The 20,667-nt window shown below is 42.3% G+C and carries 16 protein-coding genes and 1 tRNA gene; 6 read left to right on the top strand and 11 right to left on the bottom strand.

The annotated features are described in order from the left end of the window. Window positions 1-24: 24 nt before the first annotated feature. Window positions 25-738 (top strand): C40 family peptidase, encoded by a 714-nt coding sequence (locus LJE09_RS05665; RefSeq protein ID WP_055200181.1) that lies wholly within the window; start codon window positions 25-27, stop codon window positions 736-738. Between the two features lie 688 nt (window positions 739-1,426). Here LJE09_RS05665 and LJE09_RS05660 read toward each other — a convergent pair. The 9 genes from LJE09_RS05660 to LJE09_RS05620 all read right to left on the bottom strand — a co-directional run bounded on the left by LJE09_RS05660 (window position 1,427) and on the right by LJE09_RS05620 (window position 10,324). Then, on the bottom strand, window positions 1,427-2,044 hold the full coding sequence (locus tag LJE09_RS05660) for a V-type ATP synthase subunit D (RefSeq protein ID WP_008705345.1): 618 nt from the start codon (window positions 2,042-2,044) through the stop codon (window positions 1,427-1,429). Between the two features lie 18 nt (window positions 2,045-2,062). After that, entirely contained in the window at window positions 2,063-3,445 is a 1,383-nt protein-coding gene (locus LJE09_RS05655) for a V-type ATP synthase subunit B (protein ID WP_008705343.1), read from the bottom strand. A 62-nt stretch (window positions 3,446-3,507) separates the two neighbouring features. Next, the gene (locus LJE09_RS05650; protein WP_008705342.1) at window positions 3,508-5,280 is read right to left on the bottom strand and encodes a V-type ATP synthase subunit A; all 1,773 of its coding nucleotides are present in this window, start codon (window positions 5,278-5,280) and stop codon (window positions 3,508-3,510) included. Further along, window positions 5,273-5,860: a V-type ATP synthase subunit E gene (locus LJE09_RS05645; RefSeq protein WP_025578303.1), complete on the bottom strand. Its 588-nt coding sequence runs from the start codon at window positions 5,858-5,860 to the stop codon at window positions 5,273-5,275. Before LJE09_RS05645 ends, LJE09_RS05650 begins: the two co-directional genes overlap by 8 nt. Before the next feature lie 162 nt (window positions 5,861-6,022). Further along, on the bottom strand, window positions 6,023-6,331 hold the full coding sequence (locus LJE09_RS05640) for a V-type ATP synthase subunit F (RefSeq protein WP_008705340.1): 309 nt from the start codon (window positions 6,329-6,331) through the stop codon (window positions 6,023-6,025). Between the two features lies 1 nt (window position 6,332). After that, complete coding sequence (locus LJE09_RS05635; protein WP_008705339.1) at window positions 6,333-6,764, bottom strand: ATP synthase subunit C; 432 nt, start codon at window positions 6,762-6,764, stop codon at window positions 6,333-6,335. 144 nt (window positions 6,765-6,908) lie between these two features. After that, the gene (locus LJE09_RS05630) at window positions 6,909-8,849 is read right to left on the bottom strand and encodes a V-type ATP synthase subunit I (RefSeq protein WP_055060339.1); all 1,941 of its coding nucleotides are present in this window, start codon (window positions 8,847-8,849) and stop codon (window positions 6,909-6,911) included. A 67-nt stretch (window positions 8,850-8,916) separates the two neighbouring features. Further along, window positions 8,917-9,960 carry a V0D/AC39 family V-type ATPase subunit gene (locus LJE09_RS05625; protein ID WP_055060340.1) on the bottom strand — a complete coding sequence of 348 codons (1,044 nt, stop codon included), beginning with the start codon at window positions 9,958-9,960 and terminating at the stop codon, window positions 8,917-8,919. A gap of 52 nt (window positions 9,961-10,012) precedes the next feature. Continuing rightward, on the bottom strand, window positions 10,013-10,324 hold the full coding sequence (locus LJE09_RS05620) for a hypothetical protein (RefSeq protein ID WP_055060341.1): 312 nt from the start codon (window positions 10,322-10,324) through the stop codon (window positions 10,013-10,015). 306 nt (window positions 10,325-10,630) lie between these two features. On the opposite strand from LJE09_RS05620, the gene trmB reads away from it, so the two are divergent. The 5 genes from trmB to guaA all read left to right on the top strand — a co-directional run bounded on the left by trmB (window position 10,631) and on the right by guaA (window position 18,680). Next, window positions 10,631-11,296, top strand: coding sequence for a tRNA (guanosine(46)-N7)-methyltransferase TrmB (trmB, locus tag LJE09_RS05615; protein ID WP_055060342.1), 666 nt, complete (start codon window positions 10,631-10,633; stop codon window positions 11,294-11,296). Between the two features lie 424 nt (window positions 11,297-11,720). Further along, window positions 11,721-11,793, top strand: a tRNA-Lys gene (locus LJE09_RS05610). 530 nt (window positions 11,794-12,323) lie between these two features. Next, a complete protein-coding gene (locus LJE09_RS05605; RefSeq protein WP_055060343.1) occupies window positions 12,324-13,724 on the top strand; it encodes a phospholipase D-like domain-containing protein in 1,401 nt (466 codons plus the stop codon). Between the two features lie 220 nt (window positions 13,725-13,944). Continuing rightward, window positions 13,945-16,338: a glycoside hydrolase family 31 protein gene (locus LJE09_RS05600; RefSeq protein ID WP_055060344.1), complete on the top strand. Its 2,394-nt coding sequence runs from the start codon at window positions 13,945-13,947 to the stop codon at window positions 16,336-16,338. A 764-nt stretch (window positions 16,339-17,102) separates the two neighbouring features. Then, window positions 17,103-18,680, top strand: coding sequence for a glutamine-hydrolyzing GMP synthase (gene guaA, locus LJE09_RS05595; RefSeq protein ID WP_008705330.1), 1,578 nt, complete (start codon window positions 17,103-17,105; stop codon window positions 18,678-18,680). An 85-nt stretch (window positions 18,681-18,765) separates the two neighbouring features. Here the strand turns inward: guaA and LJE09_RS05590 are convergent, their stop codons facing one another. Together LJE09_RS05590 and LJE09_RS05585 are read right to left on the bottom strand one after the other, a co-directional pair. Beyond that, window positions 18,766-19,422: an HNH endonuclease gene (locus tag LJE09_RS05590; protein ID WP_118614338.1), complete on the bottom strand. Its 657-nt coding sequence runs from the start codon at window positions 19,420-19,422 to the stop codon at window positions 18,766-18,768. Continuing rightward, entirely contained in the window at window positions 19,409-20,656 is a 1,248-nt protein-coding gene (locus LJE09_RS05585; RefSeq protein WP_118614336.1) for an AAA family ATPase, read from the bottom strand. The genes LJE09_RS05590 and LJE09_RS05585 overlap by 14 nt, the downstream gene beginning before the upstream one ends. Window positions 20,657-20,667: the final 11 nt, after the last annotated feature.

Genomic DNA, 20,667 nt, shown 5'->3' with positions numbered 1-20,667 from the left:
GTATAACAGGAGTTGATTAGTAAAATGAATAATAAAATAAAGACAATTTTGATGGCAGCAATTATGAGCTCTGTGGTTCTGACACAGGGGGTATGTGTAAGCGCAGCACAGTTTGATGATGGCGCATCAGCGTTTTCTGATGGAACAGGAAGTGTAAGTGCTCTGGCAAGTACACTGGCGAAGCAGACAGAGGAACAGACACAGGAGTTTGTTGCGAAAGAAGAGGAAGCAGCTCAGATTCGTGAAGAACGAAGAGTAGAGAAAGCGGAAAAGGCTTCTGAGAAGGCAGAGCAGGAAAAAACAGCCGCGCTGGAGAGTATTCAGCAGACAGTTGAGGATACAAAGAAAAAAATTGCCGAAGAAGCAGAAGCGAAACGTCTGGCAAAGAGACAGGAAGTGGTAAACTTTGCGCTGCAGTTTGAAGGAAATCCTTATGTTTATGGCGGAACAAGTCTTACAAACGGTGCAGACTGCTCAGGATTTGTAATGTCTGTATTTGCCAATTTCGGTTACAGTCTTCCACGTGTGGCTGCAGCGCAGTGTGATGCCTCCACAAAGAAAGATATCAGCCAGCTTGAGCCGGGAGATCTGGTATTCTACGGAAACGGATATATTGATCATGTGGCACTTTATATCGGAGATGGAAAGATTATTCATGCCAGTAATGCTGCTACAGGAATCAAGATTTCCGATTATGATTATGAGAAGCCGGCAGCTGTAGGTACGTTCATGGAATAGCTGTAACGCCTAAAATTATATGATTCGACAAATTGCACAAAGAATGTCGAGAGGTGGGAAAAGTGGATAAAGTCATACACACTCTATCCACATACCCAGTTATTGAAAAATCCCGTAAATTAAAGTTATACACAAAGTTATCCACATTATCCACATTTTATGTATGTGGAATACTCGATTTACATAAGGAAAAAAGAAACAGATGTTTTGTGTAAAATGATAAATCGACATTTTTGGACGAAAAAATCCACAAATCTATTGACTTTTTTATATTCTAAAAAACATATAATATTGTACAAAAAAGACAAAATATAACAATATATATAAAAATAATCAGAATATTCAAAAAGATATTCTGCTAAAAAATACAACAACAATGAAAAAAAGAATACATTTGACAGAAACAGGAAATTTCCACATAGGAGAGACAGATGTGGATGAGAAATGCACAAAATGAATTCGGGTGGGGATAACTTTTCACAGATATTATCCACATAGCATGAAGTCCTGTGTCAGATATCTTTGCCGTGCGTCAGCACGCCTGCAGATATCTTCCTTGTCTTTCGCACTCTGCTGAACTGTCTTAAATGTATTATTTACGAGGATTGCTATAGATATCTTTATCATACGTCAGATAAAATCAGCCGGATGAATAGTAAATATTCATCCGGCTGATTTCTGATATATACTATTTTTGTTTCATCCGTTTGATGACTTTCAGACGGGTAAATTCCTCACGTTCTTTCTCCTCCAGTGCATTCTGGATATCTTTGGTCAGTGCCTCGTACTTCGGAATAGTGATATTCTTCAGAGCATTGGCACGTTTCTGAGTTTTTTTGATATTGGCTGCAAGGCGGATGGCTGCATTTTCCACCATGGACAGGCGGATGGACAGCTCTTTTACCTTTTCAAAGGCAGCCTTGGCTTCGTCCAGAGACATCTTTGTGCTGTAATAGGCATAGGTGGGAGTGTTAGTGGTTTTGTCATATTCCACCAGAGGAATTTCCGTACCCATAACACTTCGGGTTTTAATGCGTATAGAGTTCTCGACAGGAACCGTACACGCGATCTGCTGGACAAAGGCGATACCAATCTCCATATTGGCTTTCTGCAGTGCTGTATAGGCAGTGCGGAAAGTCACATCAATCTGTGTCTGGATATCCTTTGCCTGATCGATCAGTTCCATCATTTCACGAATCAGGATGTTACGCTTCTTGTCCATCAGTTCATAGCCCTGACGGGAAAGCTTCAGTGAGTTCTTTGCAAGTATCAGGTTTCCCTTGGTGGGAAAGGTATTCGGATCCATGTAATCACCTCGCTTCTTTTAGCGTACTGTTTCGTGATAGTACTTGTCGAGGATCTTCGTATCAATTCGGTCGAGCTCTTCTTTCGGAAGAAGTCCCAGAAGCTCCCAGCCCTTATCCAGGGTTTCGGTGATGCTTCGGTTCTCGGTTTCGGACTGGCCGACAAATTCACTCTCAAAGGCTTTACCAAATACCAGATAGCGTTTATCCAGCGGGGAAAGCTCATCCTCACCGATAACGGAAGCAAGGGCTCTGGCATCTCCAACCTTTGCATAGCAGGAGAAAAGCTGATTTGCCACGTCCTGATGGTCTGCTCTTGTATAGCCTTCACCGATACCGTCCTTCATCAGACGGGAAAGAGATGGCAGTACGTTAATAGGCGGATAGATTGCCTGTCCATGAAGCTGTCTGTCCAGAACGATCTGACCTTCGGTGATATAACCGGTAAGGTCAGGGATCGGGTGAGTGATATCATCGTTTGGCATGGTCAGGATCGGGATCTGGGTTACGGAACCCGGTTTGCCTTTTACGATACCTGCACGTTCGTACAGGGTTGCAAGCTCGCTGTACAGATAACCCGGATAACCTTTACGGGACGGAATCTCACCTTTGGAGGAGGAAACCTCTCGCATGGCCTCGCAGAAGGATGTGATGTCTGTCAGGATGACCAGGATGTGCATTCCCTTTTCAAAAGCAAGATACTCTGCGGCAGTGAGGGCGATCTTCGGTGTAAGAAGACGTTCAACAACCGGATCATTTGCAAGATTCAGGAACATAACTACATGGTCTGCAGCACCGCTTTCCTCGAAGGTACGGCGGAAAAATTCCGCTACGTCATATTTGACACCCATTGCCGCGAAAACAATGGCAAAATCTTCATCAGAGTCCTCTCCCAGAGAAGCCTGCTGTACGATCTGTGCAGCCAGCTTGTCGTGTGGAAGACCATTTCCGGAAAAGATCGGAAGCTTCTGTCCTCGGATCAGGGTGGTCAGTCCGTCGATTGCGGAAATACCGGTGTTGATATAGTTTCGGGGATATTCACGTGCTACCGGGTTCAGCGGCAGACCATTGATGTTTAATTTTACATCCGGGGTGATGTCCCCCAGACCGTCGATGGGCTGTCCGATACCGTTAAAGGTTCGTCCGAGGATTTCCGGGGAAAGCCCGATCTCCATGGGACGTCCGGTCAGCCGGGTATGGGTGTTGCCTAAGGACATACCGTCTGTTCCTTCAAAAACCTGGATAACAGCCTTGTCCTCATAAATCTCAATAATACGGCCGATCTTGCGAGTCCCGTCATCCATGTGAAATTCAACGATTTCCTCATAGGAGGCATTCTTGACGCCTTCCAGGACCACCAGAGGTCCGTTTATTTCGCTTAAGCCTAAATATTCAATTGCCATAAACTTCTCCTCTCTGTTACGACTCATAGCCGGTTATGGCTATGAATGTAACTGTTCCGGCATCAGCCGTTTTTTTCCATTATGTTATCATAGAAAGTATCAATGTCCTGCTTGTATTGGTCGAATTTATCAAGCTGATTATTTGCCACATCATATTTAATGGAAATAATTTTTTCAAAAATGTTGTTCCCCTCTTTCAGTACGGAAACCGGCATTCCACGGTTGATGAGTGCACGGCATTTTTCATAAAGATAGAGGATCGTTTCCATCATTTTAAACTGTTTTTCCATTGGTACGCAGGTGTCTTCTGCGTGAAAAGCGTTCTGCTGGAGGAAGCCCAGACGGATGACTCTGGCAATTTCCAGCGTCAGTTTCTGGTCATCCGGAAGAACGTCGCTTCCGATCAGCTTGACAATCTCCATCAGGGAGCTCTCCTGATTCAGGATTGCCATGAGCTGATTCCTGTCTGCTACAAATTTCGGGGAAACATGTTCTCTGTACCATGGAGTCAGGTCTTCCAGATATTCACTGTAGCTGGTGAGCCAGTGGATTGCCGGGAAGTGACGGGCATAGGCAAGGGATTTGTCCAGTCCCCAGAAGCAGCGGACGAAACGTTTGGTGTTTTGTGTGACAGGCTCTGAGAAGTCACCACCCTGTGGAGAAACTGCTCCGATAATGGAGACAGAGCCTTCGGTTCCGTTTAAGTTCTGCATCATTCCTGCACGTTCATAGAATGCGGACAGCTTGGATGCCAGATATGCAGGGAAACCTTCCTCTGCAGGCATTTCCTCCAGACGGCCGGACAGTTCTCGAAGAGCTTCTGCCCAACGGGAAGTGGAGTCTGCCATGATAGCTACGTCGTAACCCATGTCCCGGTAATATTCCGCAAGAGTTACACCTGTATAAATAGAAGCTTCACGCGCCGCAACCGGCATGTTGGAAGTATTGGCGATCAATGTGGTTCTGTCCATCATCAGGTTTCCGGATTTCGGGTCGATCAGTTTACTGAAATCTTCCAGAACCTGAGTCATCTCGTTTCCACGTTCTCCGCATCCAATGTAGATGATAATGTCTGCATCAGACCATTTTGCAATCTGATGCTGAGTCATGGTCTTACCTGTACCGAAACCTCCCGGAACAGCGGCTGTACCGCCTTTGGCAATCGGGAAAAGAGTGTCCAGGATACGCTGGCCTGTGACAAGCGGGACGCTTGCGGGGAAACGTTTGTGGGTTGGTCTCGGGATACGGATCGGCCATTTCTGTGCAAGTGCCAGATCTTTGGTGGTTCCGTCTGCGAACTGAATGGTTACGATCGGTTCCAGAATGGTGTATGCTCCGTCAGATGCTGCGTGGATAACTGTGGCTTCTGTAAGATTCGGAGGAACCATGGATTTATGGAGAATGGAGTCTGTTTCCTGAGTTTCTGCGATAACAGAGCCGGGACCTACAACATCTCCTTCTTTTACTATGATGTGAGTGTTCCATTTCTTTTCTGTGTCAAGAGAATCAACGCTGACACCTCGTGAAATATATTTGCCTGAGGCTTTGGCAATCTCTTCCAGAGGACGCTGGATACCATCAAAAATATTGTGGATGATTCCAGGTCCCAGAAGTACAGAAATGGCATCTCCGGTTCCTGTAACTGTATCGCCCGGTTTCAGTCCTGTAGTCTCCTCGAAAACCTGTACGGTGGTCATGCCTTTCTTCAGGCCGATGATCTCACCTACCAGATGTTCCGGACCTACATAGACCATCTCGGAAATCTTAAATCCGCTGTCGCCCTTCAGATAAATGACGGGGCCGTTGACACCGTAGATAATACCTGTATTACTCATGTTCTGGTCCTCCGTCAAACTTGAATTCTTTGTATGCTGCCTCAAAATTTCCTGCAAAAGAGTGATCGATCAGGATGTTTTTCTGAGGAATCGTAGCGCGGATACCGCCAAGAAAAGAGTCCTTTGCAAGCTGGATAGCAGTACCTGTTGTATGCTGAAGTTTCTCTGCAAGAGATCTGTCCTCCGGAGAGAGATAGATGGTAATCTCATCATTTCCTGCGAAATCCAGAGCTTCTTTGATCTTAGCAGTTAAATAGTTCTCATACTCCGGAGTTTTGGTAAAGGATTCCAGAAGTCCTTTTACTTCGGAGAAAATTTTCTCTTTTAATTCGTTTTGTTTTCTGGTCCAGTCACGCTTGATCGTGAGCTGTTCTGCGGAGAGAGCCTTGTTTATTTCACGTCGGGCGCTGGCAGTTTCCGCTTTGATCTGTGTCTGGGCATTTTCTTCACTGAGAGTTTTGTGTTCTTCTGCCATTTTCTCCAGAGCCGCTTTATGCTCATCGAGAATGGCGGCAGCTTTTTCGTGGGCTTCCTCTACAGTGATATCATAAAAATGGCTGAGTTTTTCATCAATTGTCATGTTAACACCTGCCTGTAATATTTAGATTGTAACTGTTCACTCCGTTCACAGTAATGTAGCCAAAATTCATTCCAGATTGCCTGCGGCAATGGGATTTTGGCTTGTATGTCTCGGAATAGTGGTGTGTGAACAGTAACATTAGATTTACTATTGGTAACTGTTTTACAGTTTTAAACCAATAGCTTCATTCACATATGAAGTGATAAAATCCGGTTTGCGACCAGTACCGTGCCTGTCGGGAATTTCGATGATCAGAGGGGTCTTGTGATGAAGCTTTACATCATCTATAATTTCGGGAAACTCCCGGCCGAATTTCTCGGTCAGGAGTATGATTCCGATTTCTTTATTGGAAATAGCTTTCTGCAAAGCATCTTTTAATTCATCATGTGTGTGTACGACCACGCCCTCCACACCTGCCAGTCTCATCCCTGTGTAGGTATCGATATTGTCGCTGATCAAAAACATCTGCATCTTATAACTGTCCCAGGATCATGAAGGAGATGATCAGTCCATAAAGGGCAACACCTTCTGCAAGACCTACGAAAATAAGGGATTTACCAAGGATACTCTGATCCTCGCTGATAGCACCTAAGGCTGCGCTTGCCGCACTGGCAACGGCAATACCACCACCGATACAGGAAAGTCCGGTTACAAGAGCTGCTGCGATATAACCCATACCTGTTGCAAGTGTGCCTTCAGAGCCTGCAGCGGCCTGTACGGAAGAAGCACCTGTGAACATAACTGCAATGGCGATAAGCATGGTTCCAAAGAAGAAGAATGCGTTTACACCGAGAGCTGTTTTGTAACGTCCGCGGTTTTTTTCACCGATGAGATAGTAGCCAAATGGAAGAATGATGCTGAGTACCAGTGCGATTGCTAAAATGATCTGTGCGATTGTTGTCATAATTAAATCTCCTCTTAGTTCTTGATTTTGCTGTTCATATATATCATATTTATTCGGCTTCGAATATCTGGCTGACCGACAGATATGGGTTTCCCGGGGATGATATATAAATGAAAATAGTATAATTTCTAATGATCTTTCTGTCTATTTTACAGAGCGGAACGGCTCAAATTTACGTCCTGTACCTTTGTAGAAGCGGCTGAACATTTCATAATATTCCAGACGAAGCACCTGGATACCTACGATCAGGCCCTCCATACCACATACAAAAAGGTTTCCCAGAACTACTACTATCCAGTTCAGGTTTCCGCTTTCTGCGCCTGCAAGCATGAGAACGACTTCCATCATCGCTGCATGGCTGACTGCGAAAGCTCCGATACGGACGAAGGAAAGGGTATTGGAGAAGTAGCTTAACAGGACTTCAAACATTTCAAAAAGTCCCTGTACAATGAACATTCCCTTCTCTTTCGGCATAACTTCTGATTTCTTCTCAATGAGGGCTGTAAGTGGCTCTTTCAGGAAGATCAGGATCAATGGTACGCCGAACATGATAAACAGTACGATTCCGCCGGGAAGTGTTTTGCCATTCAGTATAAGTGCAATGGAGACAACTGCAGAGCCGTAGAATACCAGACCGGCCACTGAGTTTGTATCAAACCAGATGTGTTCTACGTCTCTGGCTTTCCAGGCGTTCAGAATGTTAAATACCATACATAAAAGGATCAGGCACATACCAAAACCAATGGCAACAATAAATACTGTATTCAGCTTTCCGATAAACGGAACTGACATCATATTGTTCATCGGGCGAAGCCACAGGGCAGGTATCACATCTTCGAATCCGAAGATACTTCCGAACATAAATCCGAAGATTGTGGAGAACACACCTGCACAACTGATAATGCCTGCCAGTGTGATATGTTTGAATTTATAAAGCAGGAAACCTCCGATAAAGAGCAGCAATCCCTGTCCCACATCACCGAACATTGCACCGAAAATAAAGGAATAAGTCAGTGCTACAAACCATGTGGGATCCATCTCGTTATAGGCCGGAAGACCATACATCTTAATGTACATTTCAAATGGTTTAAACAGTTTCGGGTTCTTCAGTTTCGTTGGTGGCTGCTGGTGTATACCTGGCTTCAGATGTTCGTCCTCTTCACCGTCAATAATACAGAAAATGCGGCTGTCGTCTTTGATATCATTCTGGAAAGAATGGGCATCTTTCTCTGTCATCCATCCACATAAGATATAGAAAACGTCTTTATCCCCATGTGTACATGCCGCAAGTCTGCGCACATCAAAGTTACCGGAAAGCTGTGTGATAGCATTGCGTGATGCAACGATATCTTTCTGATTTCTAAGAAGAAAATCTGTTTTTTTCTGATCGGCAGATGCCAGATCAGCAGCAGCTCTGTTGCGTGTTTCAGTCAGTTGTTCGAAAGCTTCTTTTGCTGTTCCCTTATAAGTATCCGGCATATAAATACGCTCGAAGTGCATGGAAGAATAGACGGCTTTTACTTTCTGGGCTTCGTGCTCCGGGACAAAATACAGACCCCAGACATACTGGTCATCTTCATCACATTTAATGAAAATTGTGTCCAGATTTTCGTAAATATACTTTTCAAATTTCTGGTAATATTCCTTCTCAATCCTTCCGAAACGGAAGTGGATGAACTGGAATTTCAGGATTGAGGAAATATTGTAATTAATATTTCTGAACGGGCGGATCACTCGCAGAGATTCATCCAGAGCTGCAAGCTGACTCTCCAGATCAGCACGTTTATTGCTTAGTTCTTGATAATCAGACTGAATCCGGCGGATTGTATTTAAAGCCTGTTCAGTATCCATGGGTTTGGCAGAAATCTTCTCCGGATCTGCCAGTTCATCATAGAAACTGTTGGCAGTAGAGAGTGCTTCCTTATATGGATTGATTTCCATAAACGGAGAAAGACTCTCTACTGCTGTCAGCTCGGAAAGGGCATTTTCCAGATGAATTTCGTACTTGGAAAGATAGGTGTTTACCACTCTGTCAATATCGGCCTTAGGACCGGTAATGCTCAGGAACTTCATTTTCTCAATCATAAATTCACCTCCTGGTTAATGTTCTTTAAACTGCGAAGCAGTTATTCAGTTATGCGCCATATAGAAATCAACTGTTGCAAATATAACGCATGGCTTCATCATGCTGCACACCGTAACGTACGCATTCAATGGCGATAGTCAGACGGTTTACTTCGTGTTCCTTGTTATACAGATAAGAATAGATCACTGCTACAGAATATGGATTTCTGTGGGATTCCTTCTCAAGGATCGAGCGGTGGATGTGGTTGTAGAATTCTTCCAGATTGGCTACGGTAAGCTGTTCATATTTGTTGCCGTACCATGTTTTCTGGAAAATTCTTCGACCTTCTTCGTATGAAGGCGCTTCCACCAAAGCTGTGATTTCTTCTTTCTTTAACTTATAATTTACAGGAATCAGCAGGGCATAAATACTTGCCGGATCCATGTTGTAATACCTTTTGGAACGCTGGATAAACTGCAGGTTCAGCATATCAAATTTCTCACCGTAAGTGTGGGTAATCTCTTCCAGATCTTTACCTTTAAACAGCTTCTTACGGATGTTCCAGATCTGGGTAAAATAGTACAGATCCAGTGCCATACCATAGTCGAAGAGAAGTGCTGTTTCATGCTCCTGGATCTTCGAAAGCGGGATATAAAATTCGTTTCCTTTGAGGCAGGAGATCAGTTCCTCCATGGTGGAACAGGTAGTGATCCGGTCTACATCAATATTGGAATGCAGACGGAAAAATTCACGGTACGGAGAAACATCTACAGGATCCGTGTCGCGGTGATCGAAGATATTTGTCATGACTTCCTTCAGTACACGGATTTCATATCGCTTGGAATACAGATCCAGAAATTTACGCTGCTCCGGGTTGGCAAAGTGATAAATTCTGGAGAAATTCTGGAATATGGATTTCTTCAGAAGCTTCTCAATCTGGCCACGGTGCAGGGTATTTTCATCCAGTGCATCCCACCTGGAAGAGTATTCCGGCATTCGCTTCAGATAGGCGGCTACCTGCGTGACATCGGAGAGTTGGAGGATTTCCTCGAACTGATCCATGGTAGTAAGCCTGCTCTGCATTGCGCGGATTTTCGTGGAAAGTCCGCTGTAGGAGAGTACGCCTCCCATTGTTTTTCACTTCCTTTCCTGATGTCATCTAGAGTGTGTCTGAGACAGATCTTTACATAGTTAGTATTTTCTCAAACAATTCTCTGGAAAGTTGTGAGTGCTGCTGTTCGTAATGAGCATCCAGTGAAGAAAAGGTAGCGTCTGTGTCTGCACGTAACTGTGCCAGGCGAGAATCTTTTTCTTCTTCCAGTTGCTGACGGATCCGTCGAATCTGCTCTGCTGTCCGGGACTCCAGCTGCTTGTCATAATTTTTACATTTCTGTTCTGCCTCTTCAGAAAGCTGTTGCTTTTGCCGGTCGCAGTCTTCCATGATGCGTTGGGCTGTAAGCTCGATTTCAGATAATTTGTTAAGTATCTGCTCCATCTTCAACCTCCTTGGTTGTCAAAATTTTACAAAAAAACCAGATTTACTATGTGAAAAATAGTAATATCTGTTAGATATCATACACCCTTTTGTTAAAAAAAACCATCTAAATTTTTTCCAGAAAGAAAAAAATTGTTATTTTTTAGACAAGTTAAAGAAATCTCCTGCGAATATCTGTCCGGGATGTAATTGACGTTAGGAGTATGGTATGGTAGTTTATTGGTGGCAGGAAATTGCACGCACATCTTGCGTAAAGCATTTTTCAAACACGCTCTGGAGATATAAGAAAAGGAACAGGAGATTTTTATGAGATTAAGAAATATTCCGGGAGCTCAGGATGCAATTCTGGAGAGCCCTTATGTGGTGCAGGAACCACAGACAAAGAAAGGACACTGGGGGGAGGTTTTTGTGAAAAAGCAGCCTCTTCATATTGAAGTAGGGATGGGAAAAGGAAGATTTCTTATGGATCTGGCCCGGCTGCATCCGGATATCAATTATATAGGAATCGAGATGTATGACAGCGTTCTTCTTCGCGCATTGCAGAAGAGAGAAGAACTGGAGGAGAATGGAGAGGTTTATTCTAATTTATTTTTTATGAGAGTGGATGCCAGACTTCTGCCGGAAATCTTTGAGAAAGGTGAAGTAGATAAGATTTATCTGAACTTTTCCGATCCATGGCCAAAAGCCCGCCATGCAAAACGTCGCCTGACATCCAGAGAATTCCTGGCACGTTACGACCAGATTCTGGTTCAGGATGGAAAAGTGGAATTTAAGACAGATAATAAGGAACTGTTTGAATTTTCCCTGGAAGAAGTGGAGGAAGCTGGATGGAATCTGGAAGCTTCTACCTTTGATCTGCATCATAATGAAGAGATGGTACAGGGAAATGTTATGACAGAATATGAAGAGAAATTTTCTTCTATGGGAAATCCAATCTGTAAGATGGTGATTTCCAGAGAGTATCACAGATAAAACAGCAGAGCAATTATCTGGTTTATAGCGATTCCATAGTGAAGTGGATTGCGATTATCCATTTGACTATCTGTTGTGGCTGGCAGTGCATATTATAGTATAAGAAAATTTCGGGGCGCTTCGCGCCCCGAAGGAGTCAGCCAGTGAAACGAAAAAGTTTTTTCCATAATAAGATGCTACAATTCCGCTATGAACACAAAAACTTTGATAATACCTTCAGCCGCCTGCGGAAATCCGCAGAAGAGGTCAATAAAACACTTAACAAAATGTCCCAAAACGACGAAAAAAAGGAAAAATAAATGAAATAAAAAAAAATCTGATTTTTTTTGAAAAAACCTATTGACATTTAAACGACTATTATATATAATATCACTTGCGTTGAAGGTGATGCAAAACTTTAACACAGAGAAAAACAAAAGAATATGCGCTTTTAGCTCAGTTGGTAGAGCACCTGACTCTTAATCAGGGTGTCCAGGGTTCGAACCCCTGAAGGCGCACTAAGAACACTGTTTTTGCGGACAATGCGATTGCCGCGGGGACGGTGTTTTTCTTGTTTTGCGGGAAAGTGAGAAATAAAGGTGTCTGGGAAATAGAGAAAAATGAAATATTTACGCCCCTGCGGAGAAAGTTCCACAAGGGCGTAAAAGTATTTTATGCTGCTGATAGCGCTTGAAGAACACAGGGTCAAGCTGGTAAATATCTTCATGCAGGAGAGAAGACTGCTGTGCAAGATGCAGATAAACTCTCTTTATAACCAGTCATCACACTTTATACAAACCATCCTGATAACATTGAAATCCCTCCCTGTTGGAAAGAGTTGATGACATTGAATTTTTATAAGTCGGAAACATATAAGACATTGCAAGAAAAAGAAAAGGGTTTGTGAAAAGATTTTAACGCTTTTCGTATCAAAAGATGCACTATGGCTTCTGATTATGTTATACTCTATACTCAGTGTATTGTCGAAAGAAGAGGAATAAGTCAAATATATGGGTTCCGGTCTGGTCAAGGGAGGTTGTGGTATCGAATGAAAAAAATACTAAAAAGAATAGGCAAAGTATTTTGCCTTTTTTTGCTGATCGTGGTGTTGGTGAATGTACTTTCACCTCTTTTTTGCAGAAAACCGGACGAAAAATATGTGGAAAGTCTGAGAAAGACAGAATTTACATCAGAGACAGCAGGCGTAGAAAGAATTTGCTGCATTGACGATAATGAAGAGGCACTTTTGTGGAGGCTTCGTATGATTGGCACTGCGAAGGAGAGCATTGTACTGTCTACCTTTGACTTACGCGCGGATGATAATGGCACTAAAATTCTTGCCGCATTGAATTGCGCTGCGGCAAGAGGTGTGAAGATTCAGTTATTGATCGATGGAATTTATCAGCAACTGTTTCTGGCTGGAAGCAGCGATTTCCAGGCTCTGGCATCATATGAGAATGTGGAAGTGGGAGTTTACAATCCGGTGACACCGGTCAATCTGTTTAAGGTGAATTATCGCATGCATGATAAATATCTGATCGTGGATGAGAAAATGTATCTGCTGGGCGGACGCAACAGCAATGATATCTTTCTGGGGGATCAGACAAAAGGCATTAATGAAGACAGAGATATCCTGGTGTATGATACATCAGAAGGACAGGGAGAGTCTCTGAACCAGCTTGAGGATTATTTCCATAAAATATGGAAGGAAAGCTGTGTGAGCATTAAAAAAGGCAAACAATCTTCCAGATATACGGATGCATACCGGCACATGGAAGAAATTTACATATCTCTGCTGAAAAGGTACAATGATATAGAAACCTACAGTGCATGGGAAAAGGATACGATAGAAGCAAACAAGATCACTCTGATCAATAATGGAATTGAGGCGGGACGAAAAACACCGCAGGTTCTCCAGACAATTCAGTATCTTACTGAAAATGCAGATCATGTAATAATACAGACTCCTTATGTGATCTGTAATGGTTACATGTATGATGTATTGCAGGGGATTTCAGATCATGCAAAACTTCAGATCGTGCTGAATGCAGTGGAAAAAGGCTCTAATCCATGGGGCTGTACAGATTATCTTAATCAGAAAAAGAAAATTCTGGAAACAGGGGCAGATGTGTATGAACTGATGAATGATTATCCGGTTCATACAAAAGCTGTGCTGATAAATGACCGTCTGTCAGTAGTAGGTTCCTATAATCTGGATATGCGAAGTACTTATCTGGATACGGAACTGATGCTGGTAATTGACAGCGAAAAACTGAGTCAGCAGATTCACGAAACAGAATCAGATTATATGGAAAAAAGCAAAGAGGTACTTGCAAACGGTCAGGAAACCGAAGGCGCAAAGTACCAGGGGAAAGTGTTGAATCGGAAAAAGAAGTTATACTACGGTGTGCTCAGGATTATCATTCGTCCTCTTCGGCAGCTGCTTTAGAGTGTGTTTGGAAAATCATTCCCAAAATCTCCTGCAAATTGTGACGCACATCTTGCGTAAAGCATTTTTCAGACACGTTCTAGAAAATAGTATCACAAGTATATGTCATATAAATGTTCAGTAGCTGAAAAAAAGCGTTGTCAATCAGACTACAGAAGATTAAAATAGACATAAAAGCAGTTGTTACAACTGTTGTTGATGTAAAGGAGGAAAAGCTTTTATGGACTTAAAGAAATTTGTACTGGAAGGTAATCCTGTATGCAGAAAGGAAGCTGTAATCGTGGGCGATCATTTCAGGATTACAATGCTGACAACTGCCCTGATCCGTTTTGAGTACAGCGAAGACGGAGGATTTGAGGACAGAGCAACACAGATGGTATGCAATCGTGATTTCCCGGTGCCGGAATTCAGGGTGAGCGATGGCGGTGAGGAATTACATATTTACACCAAAGACCTGGAAATCCACTATGACAGGCAGAAATTTTCTCCAAGCGGTCTGATGATACGTGTTGCGGGTGGAAAAGCCAGCGAGCGTGTGTGGCATTATGGTGATGAACCGAAAGATCTGCTGGGAACAGCCAGAACCCTGGATGAAGCAGACGGTGAGATTCCGCTGAGTCATGGCATTATGTCCAGAAACGGTTTTTCAGTGTTGGATGATTCCCACACAATGGCTATGGGCGAAGATGGAATGGTAGAGCCACGTCAGGGAAACAGAGCAGACTTTTATTTCTTTGGATATGGTCACAGATATGTGGAATGTCTGCAGGATTTTTACAGATTATGTGGAAAAACACCTCTGCTTCCAAGATATACGTTCGGAAACTGGTGGAGCAGATATCACAAATACACAGAGACAGAGTACAAAGAACTGGTAGAGCGTTTTGAGAAAGAAGAAGTGCCATTTTCTGTTGCAGTTGTAGATATGGACTGGCATCTGGTAGAGGATGTACCTCCTGTATATGGAAGCGGATGGACAGGATATACCTGGAATAAGAAGTTTTTCCCAAATCCGCCTGAATTTATGGACTGGCTGCACAAACATGGATATAAGATCACATTGAACGTACATCCGGCAGATGGAGTGCGTGCTTATGAAGAAGCCTATCCGAGAGTTGCAGAGAAGATGGGAATTGATCCTGCAAGTAAGGAACCGGTACTTTTTGATATGACAGATCCGAAATTCATTGAGACATATTTTGAGGAACTGCATCATCCGATGGAAGAAGAGGGAGTAGACTTCTGGTGGCTTGACTGGCAGCAGGGAACTGTAACCAAGGTTCCGGGACTGGATCCGCTCTGGATGCTGAACCACTATCACTATCTGGACAGCAAGTGGAAAGGAAAACGTGCGCTGACTTTCTCAAGATATGCAGGTCCAGGAAGCCACAGATACCCGGTCGGTTTTTCCGGTGATACGTTCATTACCTGGGAGAGTCTGAAATTCCAGCCATATTTCACAGCAAATGCCAGCAACATCGGTTTTGGATGGTGGAGTCATGATATCGGTGGACATATGTTTGGATACAGAGACGACGAGCTCACTGCAAGGTGGGTACAGCTTGGAGTCTTTTCACCAATGAATCGTCTGCACAGCACAGATAACCCGTTTAATGGAAAAGAACCGTGGAAATACAACCAGATTGTAGAAACAGTAATGAAGAATTTCCTGAAACTGCGTCATAAGCTGGTTCCGTATCTTTACACCATGAACCGTCGTGCAAGCAGAGCGGGACTGCCGCTGGTACAGCCGATGTATTATCTGGAGCCGGAGCGCGAGGAAACCTATGAAGTACCGAACAACTATTATTTCGGTACAGAGATGATGGTATCTCCAATCACAGATAAGCTGGATCCGGTAACAGGACTTGCAGGCGCAAAGACATGGATCCCGCAGGGAATCTGGTATGATTTCTTTAACGGAAGAGCATATAAGGGCGGCAGAAAAGTGGATCTCTGGAGAGATATTTATGAGATGCCGGTACTTGTGCGTGAAGGCAGCATCATTCCACTGAAGGACATGGAAGGATATGATAATTCCATTGAGAATCCTGAGAAACTGGAAGTACTTGTATATCCTGGAGAATCAGGAGAATTTGTACTCTGGGAAGACGATGGGGACACACCGGAAGACCTGGATGAGAACTGGGTATCCACCAGAATGACGAAGACTGCAGATGAGAATGGAACAGTATTTATTGTAGAAGCTGCGCAGGGAAATACAGCAGTGATTCCGCAGAAACGTTCCTGGAAGATCCGCTTCTGCAACATTCAGGACAAACCGCAGGAGGTTACTGTAAACGGACAGGTATATAAGGATGCAGAGTTCGCAGAGGATAAGAAGCTTCATGGAACAATAGTGATTCTGAAGGATGTGCCGGCAGATGCACAGGTGAAGGTTACTTTTGCGGCAGATGCAGCTGTTTATCAGAGAGACTATGCAGAAGAGGTCTATGAGATTCTGGAAAAAGCACAGATTACCTATGCACAGAAGACAGAGGTTTATAAAGTAGTGAAAGAGCTGGGCACAGAAGCAGTGCCTGTTCTGGTATCCATGAATTTGAATCCGTCATTGCTTGGGGTACTGATGGAGATTCTTACAATGGGAATTTAATCGAATCAAGTAAGTGTGCCAACAAGTTGATTTCTCGAACAATCTTGCGTCTAAATTCCTTATTTCCGCGTTGTCGTCGGTCGCCGTAGCCACCGCTACGCCTCCTTCTTCCGCCTTGAAATAAGAAAATTTATCCTGCAAGATTGTTTCAAGAATCAACTTGTCGGCACACTAGTTCTCTGCGGTAACACAAAAATCCCGCTCACAGTTGTGTCTTACTGTGAGCGGGATTTCACATTTTAAAAGAAGGAGTGCCGGATCTTGCGATCCGGCAAGTATGAAAAAGAAAAAGTTTTATTATAAATAAAGCGTTTGCTTTATTTGCTTATTAATATACAGGGAAAATGTGTGCAAAATGTGATGGACTGTTGAAGAAATTGTGATTAAATTCTAAAAAACTTATAAAAAAAAGAAAAAGACCTGAAAAGGTCTGTAAAAAGAAGGAGGGCCGGACCTTACGGTCCGGCATAAGTATGAAAAAGAAAAAAGTTAAAAATCTATGTGAAAAAGCATTTGCAACCTGTCTGTAAAGCATTTGCTTTATTTGCTTATTAATATACAGGGAATTTGTGAGCAAAATGTGATGGACTGTTGAAAAAAACGTGATTAAATTCTAAAAAACTTATAAACTGGCAGGAAGAAAACACAAGGTGGAAAACTGAAAATAAGCATTGTAAAAATCCGAACTGTAATTTATAATAAAATTTAATGGTAACGGTTCAATATCTTTACAGTTACAAATAATGAGAAACAAGGAGGAAAACATGAAAAGAGAAACAGTCGTCGTACTGGATTTCGGCGGTCAGTACAATCAGCTGGTTGCCAGACGTGTGAGAGAATGTAACGTATACTGCGAAATCTATTCATACAAGACCGATCTTGAGAAAATCAAGGCAATGAATCCTAAGGGAATCATCCTTACCGGTGGTCCGAACAGCTGCTATGAGGCAGATTCACCTACATGCAATAAAGAATTATTTGAGCTTGGTATTCCTGTTTTGGGACTTTGCTATGGCGCACAGCTTATGATGCATGTTCTGGGCGGAAAAGTTGAGAAAGCAGATGTGAGCGAATATGGAAAGACAGAGGTTCTGGTAGATAAGACAGATTCCAAAATCTTCAAAGACGTATCTGACAAAACAATCTGCTGGATGAGCCACACAGATTACATTTCCCAGGTTGCACCAGGATTTGAGATTGCTGCTCACACAGCAGATTGTCCGGTAGCAACTGCACAGAATGAGGAGAAGAAGCTGTATGCGATCCAGTTCCATCCGGAAGTGCTTCATACAGTAGAAGGAAAGAAGATGCTTTCCAACTTCGTACTTGGTGTATGCGGATGTGCCGGAGACTGGAAAATGGATGCCTTTGTTGAGCACACTATCAGAGAAATCCGCGAGAAGGTCGGGGATGGAAAAGTTCTTCTTGCCCTGTCAGGTGGTGTTGACTCTTCCGTTGCAGCAGGACTTCTTTCCAGAGCAATCGGCAAGCAGCTTACCTGTGTATTTGTAGATCATGGTCTTCTTCGTAAAGATGAGGGAGATGAGGTTGAGGGTGTATTCGGACCAAACGGTCAGTTTGACCTGAACTTTATTCGCGTCAATGCACAGCAGAGATATTATGACAAGCTGGCAGGTGTTACAGAGCCTGAAGCAAAACGTAAAATCATCGGTGAAGAATTTATCCGTATTTTTGAAGAAGAGGCCAAGAAGATTGGTGCGGTAGATTTCCTGGCACAGGGAACTATTTATCCGGATGTTGTAGAGAGTGGTCTGGGCGGAGAGTCCGCAGTGATCAAATCTCACCACAATGTAGGCGGACTTCCGGATTTCGTTGATTTCAAGGAAATCATCGAACCGCTCCGCGACCTTTTCAAGGATGAGGTTCGTAAAGCAGGTCTGGAGCTTGGAATTCCGGAGAGACTGGTATTCCGTCAGCCATTCCCGGGACCGGGACTTGGAATCCGTATTATCGGTGAAGTTACTGCAGAGAAGGTTCGTATTGTACAGGATGCAGATTTCATTTATCGTGAAGAGGTAGACAATGCTGCAGCTGAGTATAAGAAAGAACATGGTGAAGATCCTTCATGGATGCCGAACCAGTACTTTGCAGCACTGACAAATATGCGAAGTGTAGGCGTTATGGGTGACTTCAGAACTTATGATTACGCTGTAGCGCTCCGCGCAGTGAAGACTATCGACTTCATGACAGCCGAATCTGCTGAGATTCCGTATGCAGTACTGAATAAGGTTATGAACCGCATTATTAATGAAGTTAAAGGCGTTAACCGCGTATTCTATGACCTGACCAGCAAGCCGCCGGGTACGATTGAGTTTGAATAAAAAAATGGAGCTCGGAAATCCAGTGTTTATGCGGGTTTCCGGGCTCTTGCTATGTGGTTTGAGTACAGATTGAGTACAAAATATGTTAATTGTAAAAATTTATTTGTTTAAGGTAGCTGTTAATAATAAATGAAAACTCTTTATCTGATTCGGCCTCCTTTTTTATCTGTGAATATAGCAGTTTTTTATAAGTCTCATTAGTTTCTTTTTTCCATTTATCAACCAGAGGTAATAAATTTTCAATTTTTTCTTTTCTACGTTCTATTAATTCAGAGCGATTTAAATCTAAAATTGCAATAGATAACTCTCCTTTTCGTTCTCCTGGCACTTGATATATAAAAGGGCCGAATGCCATTAAATATTTATCAGGTTCATCAGCAATTGGATTTATTAAAGGATCGGAAGGATTATAATAGTCTTTCTTGTTAGTGCGATTACAAACTTCACAGGCTAAAGTCAAATTAGTCCATTCAACATATAATTCAGGACAGGCATTTTTATTTTTGGGAAGTATATGCTCAATATCACCAAAGGCAACATGTTTGATTTTACTTTCGCAATAAGCACATTTTCCATGAGTTTCTTTCTCTAATGCATCTTTAATATCGTTATGTTGATATCTATATTTTATATGGGGTGGAACAGGTGTCGATTGTTTTAAAGCAGTTAAATATTCGTCTGTCCACTGCTTAGCGTTATCTTCCAAAATTTTAGGTTTTGTGTCTTTGTTAATTTTTATCATTGCTATCACCTTTAAATAATTGATTTAAGGCAGTCGGAATGACGTTGGAGAAACCAAACTTTTCCATCTGATTACGAAAATCTGAAAGACTTTCTTCTGAGATTCCTTTGGCAATAGTGTCTCTTACTAAAATATCTATTTTTGATGAAGCCCATAAAGGATATGTACTTGAGATTCCAAGTACTTCTCGTAATATTTCATTTGAGGACGCTGCCTTGGTTACATTATCTAACAAAGTAGAACCAATTTTGTTGTCTTTAGTATAATTTAAAACATATATTAATGATGATTCTACGGATGAAATGATAAATGGATTGTGTGTGGCAACAATAAATTGTACATTAGGAAAAGCTCCTAATAAATTTGGCAAAAGTGTCTGTTGCAATTCTGGGTGTAAATGATTTTCGGGTTCATCAAATAATACAGTAAATGATTCATTGAATGGAGCATACATATATATCATCCAAGCAAGTTCAATGATAGATGCTATACCGCCAGAAACAGCGTCAATAGGAAAGTTGCCAGAATCTGTTTCTAAAATAACTTCTGGAATTTCAATAGATAATTTTTTGAAACCAATTTTAGGCGGTAATATTTTGTGAAGTATAGATTGAAAACCTTTGAAGATATCCAATGCTTCTTGGTTTGATTTTACATAATTATTGCCAGGACCAAAAGTTGCTAAAGAAATAATTGCTTCCTTTATATGTTTGGTTGCACCCTGTTCATTTGGGTTGTAGTAGGTGTCGGATAAAGGTAATGTTTTATATTTGTGGTATGCACTAAAAATTTCATCTCGTTTTAGCGCATGCGTAGGGATATTGTCGACTTTTTTGTACTGAAATAAAGAACGATGGGAGTTGATGTATATACCTTTACATGGTTTAGTATCTTTTAAATCAATATTATAAGTAGTTGATACTTGTTCAGGGACTAAAATGGATGAAGTTGTAGAATTATATGTTATATTTCCGATAACGGAAGATTTATAATTACTATCACGTTTTTCTTCCAAATCTCCTATAACACTTGAGGTATAATCAATAGAGCCATCGGCGGTCTCACTAACATTGCTAACAAACTTAACAGATTCACCAAATGCTTTAGAAAGAATGTTTAATATAGTGGTTTTTCCAGATCCATTTGCACCTGTTAATATGGTCAGTCGTTTGTCAAAATCAATAGTTAGGTTGTCAAATTGTCTCCAATCGTTTATTTGAATTTGTTCTATCATAGTTAGCCCTT

The organism is Blautia sp. DFI.3.45 (assembly GCF_020593505.1).
In the GTDB taxonomy this organism is placed as follows: domain Bacteria; phylum Bacillota; class Clostridia; order Lachnospirales; family Lachnospiraceae; genus Blautia_A; species Blautia_A wexlerae.
This window is presented reverse-complemented; position numbering and strand designations above follow the sequence as displayed.